Here is a 21,092-nt window from a genome sequence, read left to right on the forward strand (position 1 = left end):
CTCCTGCAACCTCGCGCAACTGATAGCAGCCCTGCGGCCGGGGTAAAGGCGCCTCAGCCCTCGGCCAGCACGTCGAGGAAGGCGGCCCCGAAGCGGTCGGCCCGGCGTTCGCCCAGAAGCCGGGTCAGCGTGCCCATGTCCGAGGGTCGGATCTCGGCCAGCTTGGCCACCTGCGAGGCAGAACAACTGAGCGGCTTTTCGCAGCCATCCTCGCCCCGGGCGAGCCTGTTCTGCGCGGCCATCAGCCGGTCGTAAAGCGAGGCCGCCCCGCCGCCCGCCAGCTTGCGCCGGGCGGGGTGGGGCATCTCGGCCTCGGCGCCGGTGACGACCTTCAGGAAGTCGGCGCCATAGCGCTCGAGCTTGGTGGCCCCGACGCCCGAGACCCGCGCCATCGCGTCGAGGCTGGCGGGCCGGGTCTCGGCCATCTCGATCAGGGTGCGGTCGGTGAAGATGATATAGGCGGGCACGCCCGCAGCCTCGGCCAGCGCCCGGCGCTTGGCCTTCAGCGCCGACAGGAGCGGCGCGTCCTCCTCGCTGACCAGCATCCTGACGGCGGGCCGGGCGGCGGCGGCAGCGATGGTGTCGCGGCGCAGCTCGATCGTCGCCTCGCCCTTCAGGATCGGGCGTGCCGGGTCCATCATCCGGAGCGCGCCGTGGCGTTCGGGATCGGGGCGGACCAGATCGCGGCCCATCATCTGGCGGAACACCGCCTGCCACCCGCGCTTGTCGAATTCGCGCCCGACGCCGTAGGTCGGCAGCTTGTCATGGCCGCGCTCGCGGATCTTGGCGGTGTCGGCCCCGGTGAGAATGTCGATCAGATGGCCGGTGCCGAAATATTCGCCCGTCCGCAGCATCGCCGACAGCGCCTTGCGCACCGCCTCGGTGGCGTCGAAGCGTTCCGGCGGGCTGTCGCACAGATCGCAATGCCCGCAAGGCGCAGCCTCTTCGCCGAAATAGCCCAGCAGCGTCTGGCGGCGGCAATCGAGCGCCTCGGCCAGCCCCAGCAGCGCGTTCAGCCGGGCATGATCGGCGGCGCGGCGTTCGGGCGGGGCCGGGCTTTCGTCGATCTGGGTCCGGCGCAGGCGGATGTCGTCGGGGCCATAAAGCGTCAGCGTCTCGGCCGGCGCCCCGTCGCGGCCCGCGCGGCCGATTTCCTGGTAATAGGCCTCGATCGACTTGGGCAGGTCGGCATGGGCGACCCAGCGGATATCTGGCTTGTCGATGCCCATCCCGAAGGCGACGGTCGCGACCACGATCAGCCCGTCCTCGGTCTGGAACCGCGCCTCGACCGCGCGGCGGTCCTGCGCCTCCATGCCCCCGTGATAGGAACAGGCGCTGTGGCCCGCCTGTTCCAAAGCGGCGGCAAGGCTTTCGGTCTTGGCCCGCGTCGCGCAATAGACGATGCCCGACTGGCCCTTGCGGGCAGCGGCATAGGCCAGGATCTGGCGGCGGGGCTGGTCCTTGGGGCTGAAGGCCAGCCGGATATTCGGCCGGTCGAAGCCCCTCAGGAAGGTCTCGGGCGCCTCGCCGTCGAACAGCCGGGTGACGATCTCGGCCCGGGTCTCGGCATCGGCGGTGGCGGTGAAGGCCGCCAGCGGCACGTTCAGCGCCCGGCGCAGCTCGCCGATGCGCAGGTAGTCGGGGCGGAAATCATGGCCCCACTGGCTGACGCAATGGGCCTCGTCGACCGCGATCAGCCCGACGCCGATCCGGCGCAGCATGTTGGCGGTGCCGCCCGAGGCCAGCCGCTCGGGCGCCATGTAGAGAAGTTTCAGCCGCCCGGCCTCGAGCGCGTCGAAGACCGCGCGGGTTTCCTCGTCGGTATTGCCCGAGGTCAGCGCGCCCGCAGGCACCCCCGCCTCGGTCAGCCCGCGCACCTGGTCGCGCATCAGCGCGATCAGGGGCGAGATTACCACCGTCACGCCGTCGCGCAGCAGCGCCGGAAGCTGAAAGCACAGCGACTTGCCGCCGCCCGTCGGCATGATCGCAAGGGTGTTGCGGCCCGAGGCCACGGCCTCGACGATGTCCTGCTGGCCGGGACGGAAGGCGTCGAAGCCGAAGATCGACTGCAAAAGGGCGTGGGGGCGGTCCATGGTTTCCATGGTATTTTAGGAAAACTGCTCGGTACCATGGACCATCCCATACTAAGACGGGGTGAACAACCCTCGGGGCGCGGCGCCGCCGGTGCCCCGGTTCGCGCCCCGGATGGCCTCAGGCGATCAGACGAAGGCCATCATGTTGTTGGCGATGATGATCCGCAGCGCATAGATTGCGATCAGCACGATCAGCGGCGCCAGATCGAGCCCGCCGGTATTGGGCAGGATGCGGCGCACCGGCGAATAAAGCGGCTCGAGCAGCCGGTTCAGGCCCGACCAGATCTGGCGCACCAGCGGCTGGTAGACGTTGAGCACGTTGAAGCTGATCAGCCAGGACATGATGATCTGGACGATGATGATGAACCAGACGATGTCGAGGATCAGCAGGAGGATCTGGAACAGAGACAGCATGGGCAAGCCTTTCCTGGGGCGGTTGCCCAAGAGGTAGGCGGACAGGCGCCCATGCGCAACGGGCTTTCCGTCACGCTTTCCGCCGCGAGTCCCTTGACCGCAGCCCCGTGCCGCGCGAGGCAGGGTTGCCTCATGCGCGACGGAGCCTGCCGATGTATCCCTTCTTCCGCCTGTTCAAGGAACTCTACCTGCACCGCAATGCCGAGCCGCTGCCGCTGACCGGCATCCATGTCTCGCGCCATGTCTGCTGGCCTTGGGATCTGGACATGTGGATGGAGCTGAACAACGGGCGCACGCTCACGTTGCTGGATCTGGGGCGGCTGCCGCTGGCGCAGCGGGTCGGACTGATCGGCGTGCTCAGGCGCGAACGCTGGTCGCTGACCATGGCCGGGGTGTCGGTGCGCTACCGCCGCCGGGTGCGGATGTTCGACGCCTTCGAGATCCGCAGCCGCTGCGTCGGCTGGGACGAGAAGTTCCTTTATATCGAACAGGGCATGTGGCGAAACGGCGACTGCGCCAACCATGCGCTGTATCGCTCGGCGGTCACCGACCGGAACGGCATCGTGCCGACCGTGCGGCTGATGGCGGCGATGGGGCGCGAAATCGCCCCGCCGCCGCTGCCGGACTGGGTGCAGGCCTGGATCGCGGCCGAAGCCGAACGTCCCTGGCCGCCCATGACCGACTGACCGGTTCCCGCCGCGGCCCCGCGAAGACCGATTGCGCCCGACGCGAAAACCCTGTCATATGAGAGGGTTGTGGGATGGCGCGGGCGGGGGCGAGATGGCGGCGATCGAGGACAGGGCAGCCTTAGACAGGGCGGCCCGGCGGCGGATCTGGGGCTGGTGGTTCTACGACTGGGCCAGCCAGCCTTACGCGACCCTGCTGCTGACCTTCATCTTCGCGCCTTACGTCAAGGACCTGCTGGGCGACGGGTCCGCCGCGCAGGCGGCCTGGGGCTACGGGGTCGGCGCGGCGGGTCTGATCGTCGCCCTGCTGGCCCCCTGTCTTGGCGCGGTCGCCGATCTGAACGGGCACCGGCTGCCCTGGATCGCGCTTTTTTCTGTCTTCTACGTGCTGGGCGCGGCCGGGCTCTGGTTCGCCGATCCGACAGGCTTCAGCCTGCCCATGATCCTGTGCTTCTTCGGGCTCGGGCTCATCGGAATGGAATTCTCGGCGATCTTCGTCAATGCGATGCTGCCCGATCTGGGGCCGCGCGACGAGCTGGGGCGGATCTCGGGGTCGGGCTGGGCCTTCGGCTATGTCGGCGGGCTGATCGCGCTGGTGGTCACGCTGGCCTTCTTCGCCGAGAACGAGGCTGGACGGACCCTGATCGGCCGCGTTCCCGCCTTCGGGCTCGATCCCGACACGCGCGAGGGCACCCGCTTCGTCGGGCCCTTCGTGGCGATCTGGTACGCGGTCTCGATGATTCCCTTCTTTCTCTGGGTGCGCCTGCCCCGCACCCCGCGCCGCGCAACCCTGCGTCAGGCGCTGGGCCAGGTCGGGCCCGAGTTGTCGGCGACGTTGCGCCGTCTGCCCCGGACGCCAAGCCTGTCGGCCTATCTGCTGTCCTCGATGTTCTACCGCGACGCGCTGAACGGGATGTATGTCTTCGGCGGGATCTACGCGGCGGGGGTGCTGGGCTGGTCGGTGGTGGATGTGGGCCTTTTCGGCATCCTTGCGGTGGTGACCGCGGCGCTGGTCGCCTGGCTGGGCGGCAAGGCCGACCGGCGTTTCGGGCCGAAACCGGTGATTCTCGTCTGCCTCGTGACGCTGATCGGGGCGGCGGTGCTGGCGATCTCGATCTCGCGCACGACGGTGCTGTGGCTGCCGGTGGCGCCGGGCTCGACCCTGCCCGATCTGGCCTATTACCTGGTCGGCGCAGTGATCGGCGCGGCGGGCGGTGCGATGCAAAGCGCAAGCCGCACGATGATGGTGCGTCAGGCCAATCCGGAACGAATGACCGAAAGCTTCGGGCTTTACGCGCTGTCGGGCAAGGCCACCGCCTTTCTGGCGCCGATGTCGATCGGGATTGTGACCGATCTCACCGGCTCGCAGCCCGCGGGCATTATCCCCCTGGTTGTGCTTTTCCTGCTGGGGCTCGGTCTGCTAGGCTTCGTCCGGGCAGAGGGCGAACGGGCGGATCGATGGCAAACACCCTGAGCGGAAAGATCCTGGCGCTGGCACTGGCGGTCGCGACCGCCCTGCCGGTCTCGGCGGCGCCGACGGCGGCTTCGCTGTTCGGGGCCGAAAAGCGGGCCTCGCGGCAGGCGCCCCAGCCCATCGGCACCTATGCCAGGGGCTGCGGCGCCGGGCTGGTGCAACTGCCGGAAACCGGCCCGACCTGGCAGGCGATGCGGCTGTCGCGCAACCGCAACTGGGGCCAGCCCGAGATGATCGCCTTCATCCAGCGGCTGGGCGCCCACGCCGCCGCCATCGGCTGGAAGGGCATCTATGTCGGCGATATCAGCCAGCCCCGGGGCGGCCCGATGACCAGCGGCCATGCCTCGCATCAGATCGGGCTCGACGCCGATATCTGGATGCTGCCGCCCAGGCGGCTGAACCTGACGCGGGCGGAACGGGAATCGCTTTCGTCGATTTCGGTGCGCTCGGCTGATCAGCGCCGGGTGAACGGCAATTATACCGCCGCCCATGCAGCACTTTTGCGCGCCGCGGCGATGGACCCGGCGGTCGACCGGATCTTCGTCACCGCCCCGGTCAAGATCGAGATGTGCAAACATGCGACCCGGGCCGACCGCGCCTGGCTGCAGAAGATCCGCCCGCTTTACGGGCATAACACGCATTTTCACGTGCGTTTGAAATGTCCGCCCGGCGCGCGCAGTTGCGAGACCCAGCGGCCCACGGTAGCGGAACTGTCGAAGGGCGGGGATGGCTGCGACGAGACGCTGACATGGTGGGTGACCGACTATCTCGATCCGCCGAAAAAGGCGGCCCGGCCAGCGCAACCGGCCAAGCCCGAGCCGAGAAAGCGGGGCGCGCGCGAGTTCACCATGACCGACCTGCCCCGCGAATGCCGCGCCGTGCTGGCCTCGGACTGAGCCTCGCCGCCGGTCTTCTGGTCTTGGGCGCGACGGCCCCGTCGCCGCGCGCGGCCCCCGGGACCCAGGTCGAGCTGGTGGCGGAACTGGCGGTCGCCAAGACCGCCGCGACGCAGGGGCTGTCGGGGCTCGAGCTTTCGGCAGATGGCACGCACGGCCTTCTGGTCGCCGACCGGGGCTGGCGGCTGGATGTCACCATCGCCCGCAGGGACGAGACCCCCGTCGCACTGCGGGTCTCGCCGCCGCTGCGCCTGACCGGCCCGGACGGGCACCCGCTGGAGGGGCGGGCCGAGACCGATGCCGAGGCGCTGGCGCTGGCGTCCGACGGCACGCTTTTCGTGGCCTTCGAGGGCGATCACCGGATCCTGCGCTGGGCGCCGGGGGCGGTGCGGCCCGCGCCGATGGACCCGTCGCCCGACGCCGCCGCCTATCCCGAGAATGGCGGGATCGAGGCGCTGGCGCTGGGCCCGGACGGCGCGCTTTACGCCATTCCCGAACGCTGGGAGGTGGACGGGGCGATCCCGGTCTACCGCCATGACGGCCGGGGCTGGACCCTGGCCGCCAGCCTGACGCCGCAGGGGCGGTTTCACCCCTCGGGTGCCGATTTCGGCCCTGACGGGCGGCTTTATCTTCTGGAACGCGCCTTCGACGGGCCTTTCGGCTTTCGCAGCCGGGTCCGGCGCATCGCTCTGGGACCCGAAGGCGCGACCGAAGACAGCGTCTTGCTGGAAACCGGGTCGGGCCGGCACGGCAATCTGGAAGGCCTGGCGGTCTGGCGCGATGCGGCCGGGGCGATCCGGCTGAGCATGGTCAGCGACGACAACGGGCTGGCGATCCAGCGCAACCAGTTCGTCGAATACCGGGTTGTCAGCGGCGCGGCGGGGCTGTAGACAGCCGCGTCCGTCGGGCGTCCCGCGCGGACCAAGTCTCCGCGACCTTGCCAAAACGGAACTCGCTGCATGACCCGTCTTCTTCCCGGCATCCTTGCCATGGCCGCCATTGTCGTGGCCTCGAATATCCTCGTCCAGGTCCTGTTCGGCCAATGGCTGACCCTGGGCGCCTTCACCTATCCGCTGGCCTTTCTCGTGACCGACGTGATGAACCGCGTCTATGGTGTGGCCGCGGCCCGCCGCGTGGTCCTGGCGGGCTTCGTGGTGGGGGTGATCTGCTCCTTCATAGGCACCCAGATCCAGGGCGAGTTCGGCCCGATCGTCACCCTGCGCATCGCGATGGGCTCGGGGCTGGCCTTCCTGTCGGCCCAACTGCTGGACGTGGCGGTCTTCGACCGGCTGCGCGCGGGGCGCTGGTGGCGCGCGCCGCTTGCCTCGACGCTGGTGGGGTCGAGCGTCGACACCCTGATCTTCTTCAGCGTCGCGTTCTCCGGCACGCTCGCCGTTCTCGAACCCGGCAACGACGTCTCCTGGGCGGGTGAAATGCTGCCGCTTCTGGGCGTCGGACCGCAGGTTCCGCTGTGGGTGTCGCTCGCGCTGGCGGACTGGAGTGTAAAACTTGCTCTCGCCTTGATCGCTCTCGTTCCATTCCGCCTCATTGTTGGGCGTCTGACCGCACAGCTAGCGTGAATTAACTGGACATATACCAGATCTGTGGCAGGCTGAACTCAACGGCAACAGCAGAAAGGAGGTGGTCCAGTGTCTAGAGTGATATTGGAGAAGGGTCTTGGAACAGTCAGGGGGGCCGTGGTCTGAGGGCAATCCCTGGGACTGAAATCTTCTGATTGGGCCCACGCTCTAACCGGGCCATCTCCGTAGCTCTCGGGGCCGTTCGCAAGAACGGCCCTTTCCGTTTCGCATCCTTGAAGCTTTGCCGCCTCGAATGACGGTGGGGCCGCCGGGCGAACCGGGCCCTTGCGTCCCGCCGTTGCCGCGATAGGGTCCCACCATGCTGCGCATCACCGATACCGTCGCCCTTGCGGACTGGGAACTGACCGAGGTCTTTTCCCGCTCGTCCGGACCCGGCGGGCAGAACGTCAACAAGGTCTCGACCGCGGTCGATCTGCGCTTCGAGGCAGAGCGGTCACCGAACCTGCCGGGCCCGGTCAAGGCCCGGCTGAAGCGGCTGGCCGGGCGGCGCTGGACCCAGGATGGCGCGGTGCTGATCCGGGTCGAAGAGACCCGCAGTCAGGCCCGCAACCGCGAGATCGCCCGCGAGCGGCTGGCCGAGCTGATCCGGAAGGCGCTGGAAAAGCCCAAGCGGCGGGTGCCGACCCGGCCCACGCTGGGCTCGCAACGGCGAAGGCTCGCGGCCAAGAAGGAACGCGGCGCGGTCAAGGCGCTGCGCGGTACCATTGCACCGGACGACTGAGCTACGTCCCGGCTGTGATGCGGCTTGGTCTCAGTCTACCGGATTGCACCGGTACCTCCTGGCCGGATTGGTCTCTGCCGCCCGGCTTGCGATTTCAGCGCACGCGGCGGCGTCGCCGGGGTCCGCGAATCCGAAAATGAGGGCAAGCTTCTCCCAGTGTCCGAATACGTTCTGCATCTCCAGCCAGCACCCTCCGTCGGTCAGAGGATTGGTTCGGACAAATTCGATGAGCGCGCCGAGGTCGTCTTCGTAGTCGCCTGCCGACGCAGGCAGTGCCTGAAGGAAGATCAGGGCTATAAGTCCAGCGTGAATTCTCATTCTTGGCCTCCTCTTCCTATGCCTTTCTAGCCGGATTCGGATGGCTTATGCCGGTGTTGGTATTGGACGGTCCGAGGGAGTTAGGAAACGAACTCGTCCCGGGCGTAGCCCTGCAGGTATAGCAGCGCGGTCAGGTCGCCGTGATTGACCCGAAGCTCGCATTGGGCCGCGACCGAGGGCTTGGCATGCAGCGCGACGCCCGCGCCCGCAAGCCCCAGCATGCCCAGATCGTTCGCCCCGTCGCCGACGGCCAGCGCATCCTCCAGCCCGATCCCAAGCCGGGCCGTGACCTCGCGCAGCGCCTCTACCTTGGCCTCGCGCCCCAGAATCGGCTCGGCCACGGTGCCGGTCAGGTGCCCGTCCTCGATCAGCAGTGTGTTGGCGCGGTACTCGTCGAAACCGAGCGCGGCTCCGACCTTCGAAGCGAAATTGGTGAAGCCGCCCGAAACCAGCAGCGCATGGGCGCCGTTGGCCTTCATTGTCGCGACCAGCGTCCGGCCGCCCGGCATGAAGGTGATCCGCTCGGCCAGCACCTTGTCGATGACGCTGGCATCGAGCCCCTTCAGCAGCCCGACCCGTTCGCGCAGCGCGCCGTGGAAATCCAGCTCGCCATTCATCGCCCGCGCGGTGATCTCGGCGACCCGCGGCCCGACGCCCGCCTCGGCGGCCAGTTCGTCGATGCATTCCTGCTGGATCATGGTCGAATCCATGTCGGCGATCAGCAGCCGCTTGCGGCGGCCCTCGGCGGGCTGGGCCACAAGATCGATCCCCAGCCCCTGCAGACCGTCCCAGACCTCGCGGAAATTGTCGGGCAGTGCCGCCACGGCAAATTCGGCGGCGATGCCGGGGGCCAGCCAGATCGCCTCGCCGCCGCCCCAGGCATCCCGAAGCGATTCGACGGTGCTGCGCTCGAGGGACGCGCGCGCGGGGTTGGTCAGAAGCGTGACGACAGGCATGGGGCAGGTTCCGATCGGCTGCTGGGCGCCGCAAAAGCGCGGTCGCGGGCCGGAATAGCCCAGCTCCGGGTCGTGCGCCAGAGCGGCGGGGGCGCACCCGGCATCGCCGCCCTGCCGCAAGACCCGGGGGCGCGGATCAGGTTGCGAGGAACTTCAGCCCCTGGGTCACGTCGGTCCGCACGGCCAGCCGCAGCGCCGGTTCGTCCCCGACCCGAAGCGCCGCGAGGATCATCCGGTGATGCTGCGGCGGTTCGGTCCGGCCGAGCCGCCCGTAGAACGACCGCATCGTCGGGCCAAGCTGCAGCCAGACCGTCTCGGCGATGGCCAGCATCGCGGGGGCCTGGGCGCGCAGGTAAAGCGCGCGGTGGAATTCGAGGTTCTTCTGGATATAGGCGACCGCATCGCCCCGCGCGACGACCTCGCCGATTTCGGCATTGATCTTCTGCATCCGCTCGATCAGCGCGAAATGCGCGCGGGGCAGGGCGCGGCTGGCCAGTTCGGGTTCCAGCAACCCGCGCAGCGAGGCCAGTTCCTCCAGCCGCTCGTTCGACAGCTCGGGCGTCGAGACCCGCCCCGACGAGGACAGGGTCAGCGCGCCCTCGGCCACGAGCCGCCGCACCGCCTCGCGGGCAGGGGTCATCGACACGCCAAAGCTCTTGCCGATTCCCCTCAGCGTCAGGGGCGCGCCGGGGGCCAGTTCGCCATGCATGATCTGGGTCCGGAGCGTGCGGTAAAGACGCTCATGGGCCGCAGAGACGGTCTCGCCGGGGCGGGTCTGGATCAGCATGGGGGCGATAGTGCTGCCGCGCGGGGTCGGGCGTCAATCGCCGAAACGCACCCGGTGAAGCGCCGCGCCATTGGCCCGGAGCCAGGCGCGGGGCGCTTCATAGCCCGGCATCAGCCGCGCGACCACGGCCCAGAAGGCGGGCGAGTGGTTCATCTCGACCAGGTGCGCCACCTCATGGGCCGCGACATAGTCCAGCACCTTGGGCGGGGCCATGATCAGCCGCCAGGCGAACATCAGATCGCCCCGCGAGGAACAGGACCCCCAGCGCGAGCGGGCGTCGCGAAGCGTGAGCCGCCGGTAGGACAGGCCCAGCGCGGCGGTATAGCCGTCGGCCGCCGCCGCCAGACGCGCCCGCGCCCGGGTCTTCAGGAAGGCCTGAACACGGGCGGGCACCTCGGACGCGGGGCCGGGCACCGCCAGCGCGCCATCCTGCAGCCGGGGCGCCCTGCCGGTGCCGGGCACCAGCGGCAGCGCGCGGCCCTCGTAGGGCACGCTGCCGCCCGCGCGCACCACCTGATCCTCGGGCCGCGCCGACAGGTGCCGGCGGATCCAGGCCTCTTTCTCTCGGACGAAGGCCAGCCCGTCGGCTTCGGGGGCGCGCTGGGGCAGGGTCAGCGTCACCCGGCCGTCAAGCTGCGAGACGCGCAGGGAATAGCGCCGCGCCCGCGCCGAACGGCGCAGCGTGACCTCAAGCGGCGGATCGCCGGGAATGCGGGTGATGCTCATCTCTGCCTCGTCTTTTCCTGCGAGCATATCAGCCGAAAAGGGCTTTGACACGTGGGGGGACTTATGGCACGTGGCTGCAACCGCAAAGCCGTGACCCCTGTGAGAGGATGCCCATGCCCAAGGAAGAATGGGGCGTTAAGCGCGTTTGCCCGCACTGCTCTACCCGATTTTACGATCTTCAGCGCGACCCGATGACCTGCCCCTCCTGCGGTCACAGCTTTTCTGCGGAAAGCCTGACCGCCGGCAAGCACCGCACGCTGATCGCCGAGAAAGCCGCGCCCGCCAAGGCGCGCGACGAAGACATCGACGGCGATGACGATATCATCGACGATGAGGACGACAGCACCGATGTCGATCTGGGCGACGATGTGCTCGAGGATGACGACGACGACAACGTCTCGCTCGACGATATCGCCGACATGTCCTCCGAGGACGACGACGAGACCTGATCCTTCGGCCGGGCGGCCCTGCGGGGCCCCGCCCGGCCCGCCGGAACGGGCAGGGGCCGCTGGCCGGGCGATGGAACCGCCCGGCAGGCATTGCCTGCACCGGACCGTTCCGTCCCCGAAATCCTTGCGCCGCCGGACCTGAGGGGCCTCCCGAGGCGCCGGGCGGTCAGTCGTATTTCCGGGTATCCTCGATCACCAGCCCGTCATTGGGCAGGCTGCCGGGCGCGACCAGCTCGATCTCGGCCTTCAGCTTGAGCACCTCGCTGACCGAAGACGCATAGGGCGCGGGGTCGGTCGCCTCGGTCTCGAGCCGCACCGTCATCGTGTCCTTCTCGCCCGCGCGGCCCGCCACGACCCGCGCCTTCGCGACCTCTGGATGGCGCGCGACCAGATCGGCGACCTGCTCGGGGCGGACGAACATGCCCTTGATCTTGGTCGTCTGGTCGGCCCGGCCCATCCAGCCCTTGATGCGCATGTTGGTGCGGCCGCAGGGCGAGAGGCCCTGCAGCACCGCCGACAGATCGCCGGTCGCGAACCGCACCAGCGGATAGTCGGGGTTCAGCGCGGTCACCACGACCTCGCCCACCTCGCCCTCGGGCACCGGATCGCCGGTGCCGGGGCGCACGATCTCGACGATCACGCCCTCGTCGACGATCATCCCCTCCATCGCCGGGCTTTCATAGGCGACGTTGCCCAGATCGGCCGTCGCATAGCATTGCAGGCAGGCGATGCCGCGATCCGCATATTCCTGGCGCAGCGACGGGAACAGCGCCCCGCCCGACACGACGGCGCGCTGGATGCGCGAGAGGTCCATCCCCAGTTCGTCGGCGCGGTCCAGCAGGACCTTCAGGAAATCGGGCGTCCCGGCATAGGCGGTCACGCCCACGTCATGGGCGGCGCGCACCTGCAGATCGGTCTGGCCGGTCCCGGCGGGCAGGACCGCCGCGCCGACCGCCCGCGCGCCGTTCTCGAACATCATCCCGGCGGGGGTCAGATGATAGCCAAAGCAGTTCTGGACGATGTCGCCCTCGCCGATCCCGGCGGCATAGAGGAAGCGCCCCAGCCGCCACCAGTTGGTGCTGACACAGCCCGGTTCGTAGATCGGGCCCGGCGACTGGAAGATATGGTCGAACTGATGCTGGCCCCAGGCGGTGTAGCCGCCCAAGGGGGCCTCGGCCGATTGCGCGGCCACCAGATCGGACTTGCGCAGGACCGGCAGGGCCGCCAGCGCCTCGCGCGAGGTCACGGTCAGGGGGTTCACCTCGGCCAGCGCCTCGGCATAGCCGGGAAGCGCGCGCGCGGCCGCGATCAGCGCCGGCAGGCATTCGGCCAGAGAGACGGCCCGCTCGTCCGCCGAACGGGTTTCGAGATCGTCGAAATAGACGGACATGGGCACTCCTTCGGTCACTCTTTCCGGTCTGCACGGGCAGGGTGGCCCAGCCCGACGGCTGCCGTCAACTCAACCAACGCTTGCGGCGACGATAAGACCGCACGTCACGAAAGCTCTTGCGGCCCTGGTCGGACATGCCGAGATAGAATTCCTTGACGTCCGGGTTCTCGCGCAGATCGGCGGCCGGGCCGTCCATCACGATCCGGCCCGATTCCAGGATATAGCCGTAATGGGCATAGCGAAGCGCCACATTGGTGTTCTGCTCGGCCAGCAGGAAGGTGACGCCCTCGTTTTCGTTGACCGATTTCACGATCTCGAAGATCTGTTCGACCAGCTGCGGCGCCAGCCCCATCGAGGGCTCGTCCAGCAGGATCATCTGCGGCCGGCTCATCAGCGCGCGGCCGATGGCCACCATCTGCTGCTCGCCGCCCGAGGTATAGCCCGCCTGGGACTTCCGCCGCTCCTTCAGGCGCGGGAAATAGCCATAGACCATCTCCAGATCGGCCTGGATCGCGGCGCGGCCGTCGGTGCGGGTGTAGGCGCCGGTCAGAAGGTTTTCCTCGACGGTCAGATGCTCGAAGCAGTGCCGCCCCTCCATCACCTGGATCACGCCCGCCTTGACCAGATCGGCGGGGTTCAGGTCCTGCACGCGGGTGCCGCGATAGAGGATCGAGCCCTTGGTGACCTCGCCGCGTTCCGACCGCAGAAGGTTCGAGATGGCCTTCAGCGTCGTGGTCTTGCCCGCGCCGTTGCCACCCAGAAGGGCGGTGATGCCGCCCTGCGGCACCGACAGCGACACGCCCTTCAGCACCAGGATGACGTGGTTGTAGATCACCTCGATATTGTTGACCTCAAGCAGGGTCTCGCCCTGCGGCGCGGCATCGAACATCGGCGTTTTCCTTGTGGGCGAAGCCCCCGGCCGGGTCGCGGCCGGGGGCGGACTGGTGTCAGTCGCAGCGCGGCGCGATGCCGTTCTCGGCCGCGAAGGCCGCGGAATCGGCCTCGATGAGCGGCGCGATCACCTCGGCATCGGGGGCGATGAAATCGGTCAGCGGCACCCATTTCCTGTCGCCCGCGTTCCACTGCTGGACGATGGCCATGCCCGACCCGCCGTGATCGGCGCAGCTCACGGTGAATTCCGGGCCGATCCCGGGCATGCCCAGCGCCTCCATCTTGGCGGCGGTCATCTCCAGATGTTCCATCCCGTCGCGCATCATCGCCGCGTCGATCTGGGCGGTGCCGGTCATCTCTTGCGCGGTTTTCGCCGCCTCGACCGCCAGCATCGCCGCATACATGCCGCGGGTGTACAGCACCGAGCCCACATTGGACCCGTCGCCCGCCGCCAGCCCCTTGTCGACGACATGGGTGCGGATATCGGCGAAGACCGGGTAATCGACCACCCGGTTCATGTTCAGCGCCTTGTAGCCGTCGGCGGCCATGCCCGCGGGGGTCACGTCATGTTCGGCCCCGGCCCACCAGTTGCCGATGAAATGGTCCATCGGAAAGTTGATGTTGGCGGCCTCCTGGATCGCGACCTGGTTCATCACCCCCCAACCCCACATCACCACGAAATCGGGCCGCTCGCGCCGGATCTGCAGCCATTGCGACTTCTGCTCCTGGCCGGGGCTGTCGACCGGGATCAGCGTCAGCTTGAAGCCGTGCTTCTTCGACAACGCCTCCAGCGTCGGGATCGGCTCCTTGCCATAGGCCGAGTTGTGATACAGCAGCGTGATCTTCTTGCCCTCGAGGCTGCCGCCGTTCTCGTCCATCAGGTACTTGATGACGACCGAGGCCCCGTCCCAGTAGTTGGCGGGATAGTTGAACACCCATTCGAAGACCTTGCCATTGGCGGCCGAGGTGCGGCCATAGCCCATGGTGTGCAGCGGGATGTGATCGGCCTCGACCTTCGGGATCAGCTGATAGGTGATGCCCGTGGACAGCGGCTGGTAGATCAGCGCGCCGTCGCCCTTGGTGGCCTCGTAGCACTCGACCCCCTTCTCGGTGTTGTAGGCGGTCTCGCATTCGGGCACCCGGGCCTTGACCCCGCCGATGCCGCCGTCGCGTTCGTTCATCAGGGTGAAGTAGTCCTGATAGCCGTCCGAGAAGGGAATGCCGCCCGCCGCGAAGGGGCCGGTACGGTAGCTGAGATCGGGAAATACCAGATCGGCCGCAGCCGGGCCCGCGGCCAGCAGGACACCCAGTGCAAGCGGGGCCAGTCGTGTCGTCATGTCGTCGTTCCTCCCTTGGAAATGCGTGCCGGGTTGGCCCGGTCGGTCGCGCGTGTCGTGCCCGTCAATGCGGGAATGGCCAGAGCCTCAGCTTTTCCTTTCCGATCCGCCAGAGCTGGGCCAGCCCATGCGGCTCGGCGATCAGAAAGCCGATGATCAGCGCCCCCACGATCATCAGCTGGACATGGGCGGTCAGGTCGGTGGGCCATCCCAGCGTGCCCACCAGCAGGTTCTTCAGCAGGACCGGCAGCAGCACCAGGAAGGCCGCGCCCGCGAAGCTGCCGAAGATCGAGCCGAGCCCGCCGATGATGATCATGAAGAGGATGAGAAAGCTCTTCTGGATACCGAAGGCCTCGCCCACCTCGACCGCGCCCAGATAGACCGCGAAGAACAGCGCGCCGGCGATGCCGATATAGAAGGACGAGACCGCGAAGGCCGTCAGCTTGGCTTTCAGCGGGTTCACCCCGATGATCTCGGCAGCGATGTCCATGTCGCGGATCGCCATCCAGGACCGCCCGACCGTGCCCCGCGTCAGGTTGCGCGCGGCCCAGGCCAGCACGACGGCGAAGACGAGGCAGATCAGGTATTGCGCCCAGGCCTCGACGCCCGGGCCGGTGACCGGCAGGCCGAAGACCGTCCGCGCGGGCGCCGAGATCTGGCCCGAGGCGGAATAATTGTAGAACCACGGCACCTTGTTGAAGAGCCAGACCAGGAAGAACTGCGCGGCCAGCGTCGCGACCGCCAGATAGAAGCCCTTGATCCGCAGCGAGGGCAGGCCGAACAGCACTCCGACCGCGGCCGTCACCAGCCCGCCGCCGAGGATGCAGAAGACGATGTTGAGGTCGGGAAAGGCGGTCATCAGCTTGTAGCAGGCATAGGCCCCCACCGCCATGAACCCGCCGGTGCCAAGCGACAGCTGCCCGCAATAGCCCACAAGGATGTTCAGCCCGATGGCGGCGATGGCATAGATCAGGAAGGGCACGAAGATCGCGCTGGCCCAGTAATCGTCGATCACGAACGGCACGACCGCGAAGGCCACCGCCAGCACCGCGTAATAGCGGTAGCGGTCGAAGCCTATGGGAAAGGTCTGGCTGTCGTCCCGGTAGGACGTCTTGAAATCGCCGGCCTCGCGGTAGAACATTCAGTCGACCTCCCTGGCATCTTTTGGAAAATCCCCTTCGGGCGGCACCAGACAGAAGCGGTGCCCGGTCGGCGCCTGCATCACTATCCAGTCCTTGATCCGCGCGACCTCGACCGCGCCGAGGCGGGTCAGACGGGCGCAGTCTGCCTCGATATCGTCGGTCTCGATGTCGAGATGCACCCGGGGGTCATGGCCGACTGCCTGCAGGATCACCTGCGGCGCGGCGGGCGGGCCACTGAGCTGGGCATAGCGCCCGTCCTCGACGAGCGCACCCTCGCGCCCCAGCGCCGCCGACCAGAAGGCTAGCGCCGGACCCAGATCGTCGGTCTGGCAATCGATGCAAAGGCCGCCGATCCGGGTCCGGTGAGTCACAGCGGCCTCCGCACCCGGGCGACGCCCGTGGGCATCGTCCTGATGACCGGCCGCTTGCCGCGGACCAGCCGCACCCAGCACAACATGCCGGCCACGAAGCCCGCGAAGGACAGCAGGCCGTAGATCACCGACATCCATTCGGCGTCGTTCGACGAGGCCACGGCAAGATAGGCGAACGCATAGAAGAACCCCCAACCGATCACACAGGCAATGGCATAGAGCTTTTGCATGTCAGACCCTTTCGATGATCCTCTCTCCGAACAGGCCCTGCGGCCTGAACACAAGAAAGACTAGCGCCAGCACATAGGCGAACCAGTTCTCGGTCGCGCCGCCGATCATCGGGCCGACCGTGAATTCGAACAGCTTCTCGCCGACCCCGATGATGAGCCCCCCGACGATGGCGCCCGGGATTGAGGTGAAACCGCCCAGCATCAGGACCGGCAGCGCCTTCAGCGCGATCAGCGACAGGCTGAACTGAACCCCCGACTTTGCGCCCCACATGATGCCCGCGACCAGCGCGACGATACCGGCGATGGACCAGACCAGCACCCAGATGAACCTGAGCGAGATGCCGACCGACAGCGCCGCCTGATGGTCGTCGGCCACCGCCCGCAGCGCGCGGCCCTGCTTGGAATATTGCGAGAACAGGGTCAGCGAGATCACCAGAACCGCCGCGACCAGCGTCGCCACGATATCGAGCCTGTCGATGAAGAAGCCGTAGAAATTCTCGCCGCCCCAGCCCGCGGTGGCCTGTTCAAGCCAGGCGCTGCCGCCCTGGGGCAACCCAACATCCAGCGTCTTGATGTCGGCGCCCCACATGATGTCGCCGAAGCCCTCAAGAAAATAGGCCAGCCCGATGGTCGCCATGAACAGGATGATCGGCGCCTGGTTGACCAGATGCTTGAGGATCAGCCGCTCGATGGCGATGGCCAGCAGCACCATCACACCGATCGTCAGAACGATGGCCACTACCGCCGGAAGCTGCCAGCCGAAATAGTGCAGATCGGTGCCGAAGGCCGCGTTGATCAGATGGGCGAAGGGCACTTGCCCCTCCTGCAGCCCCACGAGCGTCAGCGCCGCGAACAGCGCCAGCACCCCTTGCGCGTAGTTGAAGATGCCCGAGGCCTTGAAGATCAGCACGAAGCCCAGCGCCACCAGCGCGTAAAGCACCCCTGCCATCAGCCCGTTGATCATCACCTCGACGGCGTAAAGCAGATCAGTCATGGGCCACTCCCAGATAGGCGTCGATCACGTCCTTGCTGGCGCGCACCTCCTCGGGCGGGCCGTCGCCGATCTTGCGGCCGTAATCCATCACCACCACCCGGTCGGACAGGTCCATGACCACGCCCATGTCATGCTCGATCAGGACGATGGTGGTGCCGAATTCGTCGTTCACATCGAGGATGAAGCGGGACATGTCCTCCTTCTCCTCGACATTCATCCCGGCCATCGGCTCGTCCAGCAGCAGAAGCCGAGGCTCGGCCGCCAGGGCCCGGCCCAGCTCCACCCGCTTCTGCAACCCGTAGGGCAGACGGCCCACGGGCGTCTTGCGGATATGTTGGATCTCGAGGAAATCGATGATCTTCTCGACCGCGGCGCGGTGGTCGCTTTCCTCGCGCTCGGCCGGACCCCACCACAGCGCCTGGGACAGCAGCGAGGATTTCATCCGGGTGATCCGGCCGGTCATGATGTTGTCGAGCGTCGACATGCCGGAAAACAGCGCGATGTTCTGGAAGGTCCGGGCGATGCCCTGCCGCGCGACCTTGTAGGGCCGCATCGCGGGACGGCGCGCGCCCTCGAACCACACCTCGCCCTCGGAGGGCCGGTAGAAGCCCGAAATCACGTTCAGCATCGAGGATTTGCCCGCGCCGTTCGGGCCGATGATGGCGCGGATCTCGCCCTCGCGGATGTCGAACGAGATGTCCTTGATCGCGACCACGCCCCCGAACCGGAGCGTGATGTTTCTCAGCTCCATCAGCACCGGGCCGATGGTGCGGCCATCCTCGGTGACATGGCTCTCGGTGGGGGGGGCAGAGCTCATACGGTTCATACCGCCGCCAGAACCTTCGTCAGCGCCATGCGCAGACCGGACCCCAGTACCGTCGCCGCGCCATAGACGACGATCATGGTGACGAGGTTCGCCAGCCCGTAGCGCAGCGCATGCGACAGCGGCGCGAGGCGGTTGCCTTCGGGCATGGCCGGTTCCTGCGGCACCCGGATCTGGGCAAAGACCGCCAGCGCCAGCGAAAACACCGCGGCCAGCGCCCAGAAGCCCGCGCCGAACGCCACCATCGCGGTCAGCACGGCGAAGCTGGCCCAAAGCACGTCCTTCTGCGCCCGTCCGAACGGGATCTGCCAGTCGAGCGACGGCATCGGGATCGTGGGTCGGTTCTCGGTCATTCCGCGGCTACCTTCCTCGGGAATTCTGCCGGGAAGCTGCGCGCATCCCGGATCTTGAGCGTGGCCCGGATGCGCCCCTTGCGCCCGTCCTCGTAGGTCACCTCGGTTTCGGTGTATTTCTCGGCCGAGCCGTCATAAAGCGCGGCCACCAGATCGGCGTATTTCTCTTCGATGATGCGGCGGCGCACCTTGCGGGTGCGGGTCAGCTCGCCATCGTCGGCGTCCAGTTCCTTGTGCAGAACCAGAAAGCGGCGGACCTGACAGCCCGACAGCATCTCGTCCTCGGCCAACGAGCGGTTGACCTCCTCGACATGGGACTTGATCGTTTCCAGCACGCGGGGATGGCCCGCGAGTTCCTGATAGGACGCATAGGCGATGTTGTTGCGCTCGGCCCAGTTGCCGACGGCGGTAAGGTCGATATTGATGAAGGCGGTGCAGATCTCGCGCCCGGCGCCGAACACTACCGCCTCGAGGATGTCGGGGAAGAACTTCAGCTTGTTCTCGACATATTTCGGCGCGAACAGCGCGCCATCGGCCATCCGGCCCACATCCTTGGCGCGGTCGATGATCCTCAGATGCCCGCTGGCTTCTTCGAAGAAACCCGCATCCCCCGTGGCGACCCAGCCTTCGGCATCCTTGGTCGAGGCGGTGCTTTCGGGGTTCTTGTAATATTCGACGAAGGTGCCGGGGCTGCGATAGAAGACCTCGCCGGTCTCGCCGATCTTCACCTCGACGCCCGGGCTCGGCACGCCCACGGTGTCGGACCGGACCTGCCCGTCGGGCTGCTGGGTGATGAAGACCGAGGCCTCGGTCTGGCCGTACAGCTGTTTGAGGTTGATGCCGAGCGAGCGGTAGAAGTCGAAAATCTCGGGGCCGATGGCCTCGCCCGCGGTATAGGCCACCCGGATGCGCGACAGGCCCAGCGTGTTCTTGAGCGGGCCGTAGATCAGAACCTCGCCGGTGCGGTAGTCGAAATAATCGCGCAGCGGCTTGGGATAGAGATTCAGCAAAGGCCCCCGCGCCCGGTAATGCTTGCGTGCCTCCAGCGGGTGGCGCAGCCGCACGAAGAAGCCGCGCACCGCGTTCTCGGCCAGCGTCTCGATCGCGAAGCCGATGCCCATCGCATAGCGGTAGACCCAGCGCACCCGGCGCCTGAGCGTCGGTCGCGACTGCTTGCGGCGATAGCGTGGCATCCCGAAGCGTTCGCCGGTGCCCTTGGCGAAGTCCATGAAATGCCTGAACAGCGCGTGCTTCAGATCGCCCGCATCCTCCATCCGGATCATCACGCTGGTCAGCATGGTCTCGAAGATCCGGGGCGGCGCGAAGAAATAGGTGGGCCCGATCTCGCGCAGGTCGGTCATCATCGTGTCGGGGCTTTCGGGGCAGTTGACGCAGAAGCCCGCCACCATCGCCTGACCGATGGAAAAGATGAAATCGCCGACCCAGGCCATCGGCAGATAGGCCAGCACCTCTTCGTCCTGACCCAGATGGTCGAAGGCGACCGAGGCCTTCGCGGTCTCGATGATGTTGCGGTTCGACAGCACCACGCCCTTGGGCTTGCCGGTGGTGCCCGAGGTGTAAAGCATGACGCAGGTCGTGTCCCAGGTCTGCTCGGCGATGCGCGCGTCAAGCTCGGGTTCCAGCCGGCGATGCGCCGCGCGGCCCTCCTCGCCGATATCGTGCAGCCAGTTCAGATGGCTGTGGTCGTATTTCCGCATGCCGCGCTTGTCGTTGTACAGCACATGCTCGACGCCGGGGGCGCGGTCGCGGATCTCGATGACCTTGTCGACCTGTTCCTGATCGCCGCAGACGACGAAGCGGGCGCCGCAATGCTCCAGCACATAGGCCATCTCTTCGGCCACCGCGTCCTGATACAGCGGCACCGGCACCGCGCCGCACATCTGGGCGGCCACCATCGCCCAGTAATGCGCGGGCCGGTTGCGGCCGATCACGGCGACATGGTCGCCCCGCGCCATCCCCAGAGCCAGAAAGCCCAGCGCCATGGCGCGGATCTCGTCCGCCGCCTCGGCCCAGGTCCAGGCCTGCCAGATCCCGAATTCCTTCTCGCGATAGGCCGGGCGGTCGCCGTAAAGCGCGACGTTGCGCGCCAGCAGCGCCGGAATCGAGCAGGGATCGTGCGCAGACGCGCCAGGTGCCGCCAAAAGTCGTCCTCCCCCCTTCGCCAGACCCCGGACCTGCCCGCGTTGCCCGCGGGTCTGTCCGGGTCCGGCCTGCGCGCCCCGACCGAGCGGGCCGCAGCGACGAGGCCGGATGGTCCGACCGCATCGACTGCGTTCCTGCGCATGGTTTCCTCATCGCGCCCGGACATAAGGCCCCGTTGGGCCCCCCTCCACATCCGGGCGTTGAGGGCAGATTTGCCCAAGCCCAAACGCTGGTCAAGCGAAAGGTTAGATAATTGCGCGAGGCGGGTAGGGTGGGA

The 21,092-nt window shown here is 67.5% G+C and carries 23 protein-coding genes; 7 read left to right on the forward strand and 16 right to left on the reverse strand.

What is annotated here, in order from left to right; translation table 11 throughout:
- Positions 1-53: 53 nt before the first annotated feature.
- Positions 54-2,093 carry a DNA helicase RecQ gene (gene recQ / locus C8N38_RS16695; RefSeq protein WP_215731170.1) on the reverse strand — a complete coding sequence of 680 codons (2,040 nt, stop codon included), beginning with the start codon at positions 2,091-2,093 and terminating at the stop codon, positions 54-56.
- Positions 2,094-2,219: 126 nt separating this feature from the next.
- A complete protein-coding gene (locus tag C8N38_RS16700) occupies positions 2,220-2,507 on the reverse strand; it encodes a YggT family protein (RefSeq protein ID WP_075783868.1) in 288 nt (95 codons plus the stop codon).
- Positions 2,508-2,659: 152 nt separating this feature from the next.
- On the opposite strand from C8N38_RS16700, the gene C8N38_RS16705 reads away from it, so the two are divergent.
- The 6 genes from C8N38_RS16705 to arfB all read left to right on the forward strand — a co-directional run bounded on the left by C8N38_RS16705 (position 2,660) and on the right by arfB (position 7,885).
- Entirely contained in the window at positions 2,660-3,193 is a 534-nt protein-coding gene (locus C8N38_RS16705; protein ID WP_108028285.1) for a thioesterase family protein, read from the forward strand.
- A gap of 94 nt (positions 3,194-3,287) precedes the next feature.
- On the forward strand, positions 3,288-4,667 hold the full coding sequence (locus C8N38_RS16710) for an MFS transporter (RefSeq protein WP_108028286.1): 1,380 nt from the start codon (positions 3,288-3,290) through the stop codon (positions 4,665-4,667).
- Positions 4,652-5,563: a penicillin-insensitive murein endopeptidase gene (gene mepA, locus C8N38_RS16715; RefSeq protein WP_108028287.1), complete on the forward strand. Its 912-nt coding sequence runs from the start codon at positions 4,652-4,654 to the stop codon at positions 5,561-5,563. Before C8N38_RS16710 ends, mepA begins: the two co-directional genes overlap by 16 nt.
- The gene (locus tag C8N38_RS16720; protein WP_108028288.1) at positions 5,536-6,453 is read left to right on the forward strand and encodes an esterase-like activity of phytase family protein; all 918 of its coding nucleotides are present in this window, start codon (positions 5,536-5,538) and stop codon (positions 6,451-6,453) included. Before mepA ends, C8N38_RS16720 begins: the two co-directional genes overlap by 28 nt.
- A gap of 69 nt (positions 6,454-6,522) precedes the next feature.
- Positions 6,523-7,143: a queuosine precursor transporter gene (locus C8N38_RS16725; RefSeq protein WP_108028289.1), complete on the forward strand. Its 621-nt coding sequence runs from the start codon at positions 6,523-6,525 to the stop codon at positions 7,141-7,143.
- A gap of 319 nt (positions 7,144-7,462) precedes the next feature.
- Positions 7,463-7,885: an alternative ribosome rescue aminoacyl-tRNA hydrolase ArfB gene (gene arfB / locus C8N38_RS16730; RefSeq protein WP_108028290.1), complete on the forward strand. Its 423-nt coding sequence runs from the start codon at positions 7,463-7,465 to the stop codon at positions 7,883-7,885.
- A 30-nt stretch (positions 7,886-7,915) separates the two neighbouring features.
- Here the strand turns inward: arfB and C8N38_RS16735 are convergent, their stop codons facing one another.
- The 4 genes from C8N38_RS16735 to C8N38_RS16750 form a co-directional block, all read right to left on the reverse strand.
- Positions 7,916-8,203, reverse strand: coding sequence for a hypothetical protein (locus C8N38_RS16735; RefSeq protein WP_108028291.1), 288 nt, complete (start codon positions 8,201-8,203; stop codon positions 7,916-7,918).
- A gap of 80 nt (positions 8,204-8,283) precedes the next feature.
- The gene (gene serB / locus C8N38_RS16740) at positions 8,284-9,159 is read right to left on the reverse strand and encodes a phosphoserine phosphatase SerB (protein ID WP_108028292.1); all 876 of its coding nucleotides are present in this window, start codon (positions 9,157-9,159) and stop codon (positions 8,284-8,286) included.
- Positions 9,160-9,295: 136 nt separating this feature from the next.
- The gene (locus C8N38_RS16745; protein ID WP_075783860.1) at positions 9,296-9,946 is read right to left on the reverse strand and encodes a GntR family transcriptional regulator; all 651 of its coding nucleotides are present in this window, start codon (positions 9,944-9,946) and stop codon (positions 9,296-9,298) included.
- Positions 9,947-9,979: 33 nt separating this feature from the next.
- Positions 9,980-10,666: a M48 family metallopeptidase gene (locus C8N38_RS16750; RefSeq protein ID WP_170120335.1), complete on the reverse strand. Its 687-nt coding sequence runs from the start codon at positions 10,664-10,666 to the stop codon at positions 9,980-9,982.
- A 119-nt stretch (positions 10,667-10,785) separates the two neighbouring features.
- Here C8N38_RS16750 and C8N38_RS16755 point away from each other — a divergent pair, with 119 nt between their 5' ends.
- The gene (locus tag C8N38_RS16755; RefSeq protein ID WP_108028294.1) at positions 10,786-11,121 is read left to right on the forward strand and encodes a TIGR02300 family protein; all 336 of its coding nucleotides are present in this window, start codon (positions 10,786-10,788) and stop codon (positions 11,119-11,121) included.
- A 166-nt stretch (positions 11,122-11,287) separates the two neighbouring features.
- Here the strand turns inward: C8N38_RS16755 and C8N38_RS16760 are convergent, their stop codons facing one another.
- From C8N38_RS16760 to C8N38_RS16805, 10 genes are all read right to left on the reverse strand, one after another.
- Positions 11,288-12,511 (reverse strand): phenylacetate--CoA ligase family protein, encoded by a 1,224-nt coding sequence (locus C8N38_RS16760; RefSeq protein WP_108028295.1) that lies wholly within the window; start codon positions 12,509-12,511, stop codon positions 11,288-11,290.
- A gap of 64 nt (positions 12,512-12,575) precedes the next feature.
- On the reverse strand, positions 12,576-13,400 hold the full coding sequence (locus C8N38_RS16765; RefSeq protein ID WP_108028296.1) for an ABC transporter ATP-binding protein: 825 nt from the start codon (positions 13,398-13,400) through the stop codon (positions 12,576-12,578).
- 58 nt (positions 13,401-13,458) lie between these two features.
- Positions 13,459-14,739 (reverse strand): ABC transporter substrate-binding protein, encoded by a 1,281-nt coding sequence (locus C8N38_RS16770; protein ID WP_108028297.1) that lies wholly within the window; start codon positions 14,737-14,739, stop codon positions 13,459-13,461.
- Between the two features lie 64 nt (positions 14,740-14,803).
- On the reverse strand, positions 14,804-15,880 hold the full coding sequence (locus C8N38_RS16775; RefSeq protein ID WP_108028298.1) for a branched-chain amino acid ABC transporter permease: 1,077 nt from the start codon (positions 15,878-15,880) through the stop codon (positions 14,804-14,806).
- Positions 15,881-16,252, reverse strand: a complete 372-nt coding sequence (locus C8N38_RS16780; protein ID WP_108028299.1) for a VOC family protein — start codon at positions 16,250-16,252, stop codon at positions 15,881-15,883. It abuts the gene before it with no gap.
- The gene (locus C8N38_RS21730) at positions 16,249-16,482 is read right to left on the reverse strand and encodes a hypothetical protein (protein WP_108028300.1); all 234 of its coding nucleotides are present in this window, start codon (positions 16,480-16,482) and stop codon (positions 16,249-16,251) included. Before C8N38_RS21730 ends, C8N38_RS16780 begins: the two co-directional genes overlap by 4 nt.
- A 1-nt stretch (position 16,483) precedes the next feature.
- The gene (locus tag C8N38_RS16790; protein ID WP_108028301.1) at positions 16,484-17,476 is read right to left on the reverse strand and encodes a branched-chain amino acid ABC transporter permease; all 993 of its coding nucleotides are present in this window, start codon (positions 17,474-17,476) and stop codon (positions 16,484-16,486) included.
- Complete coding sequence (locus C8N38_RS16795; protein WP_425440053.1) at positions 17,469-18,302, reverse strand: ABC transporter ATP-binding protein; 834 nt, start codon at positions 18,300-18,302, stop codon at positions 17,469-17,471. Before C8N38_RS16795 ends, C8N38_RS16790 begins: the two co-directional genes overlap by 8 nt.
- A complete protein-coding gene (locus tag C8N38_RS16800) occupies positions 18,299-18,652 on the reverse strand; it encodes a hypothetical protein (RefSeq protein WP_108028303.1) in 354 nt (117 codons plus the stop codon). The genes C8N38_RS16795 and C8N38_RS16800 overlap by 4 nt, the downstream gene beginning before the upstream one ends.
- Positions 18,649-20,814: an AMP-binding protein gene (locus C8N38_RS16805; RefSeq protein WP_108028304.1), complete on the reverse strand. Its 2,166-nt coding sequence runs from the start codon at positions 20,812-20,814 to the stop codon at positions 18,649-18,651. The genes C8N38_RS16800 and C8N38_RS16805 overlap by 4 nt, the downstream gene beginning before the upstream one ends.
- Positions 20,815-21,092 lie beyond the last annotated feature (278 nt).

This window comes from Rhodovulum kholense, from assembly GCF_003053725.1.
Lineage (GTDB): Bacteria > Pseudomonadota > Alphaproteobacteria > Rhodobacterales > Rhodobacteraceae > Rhodovulum > Rhodovulum kholense.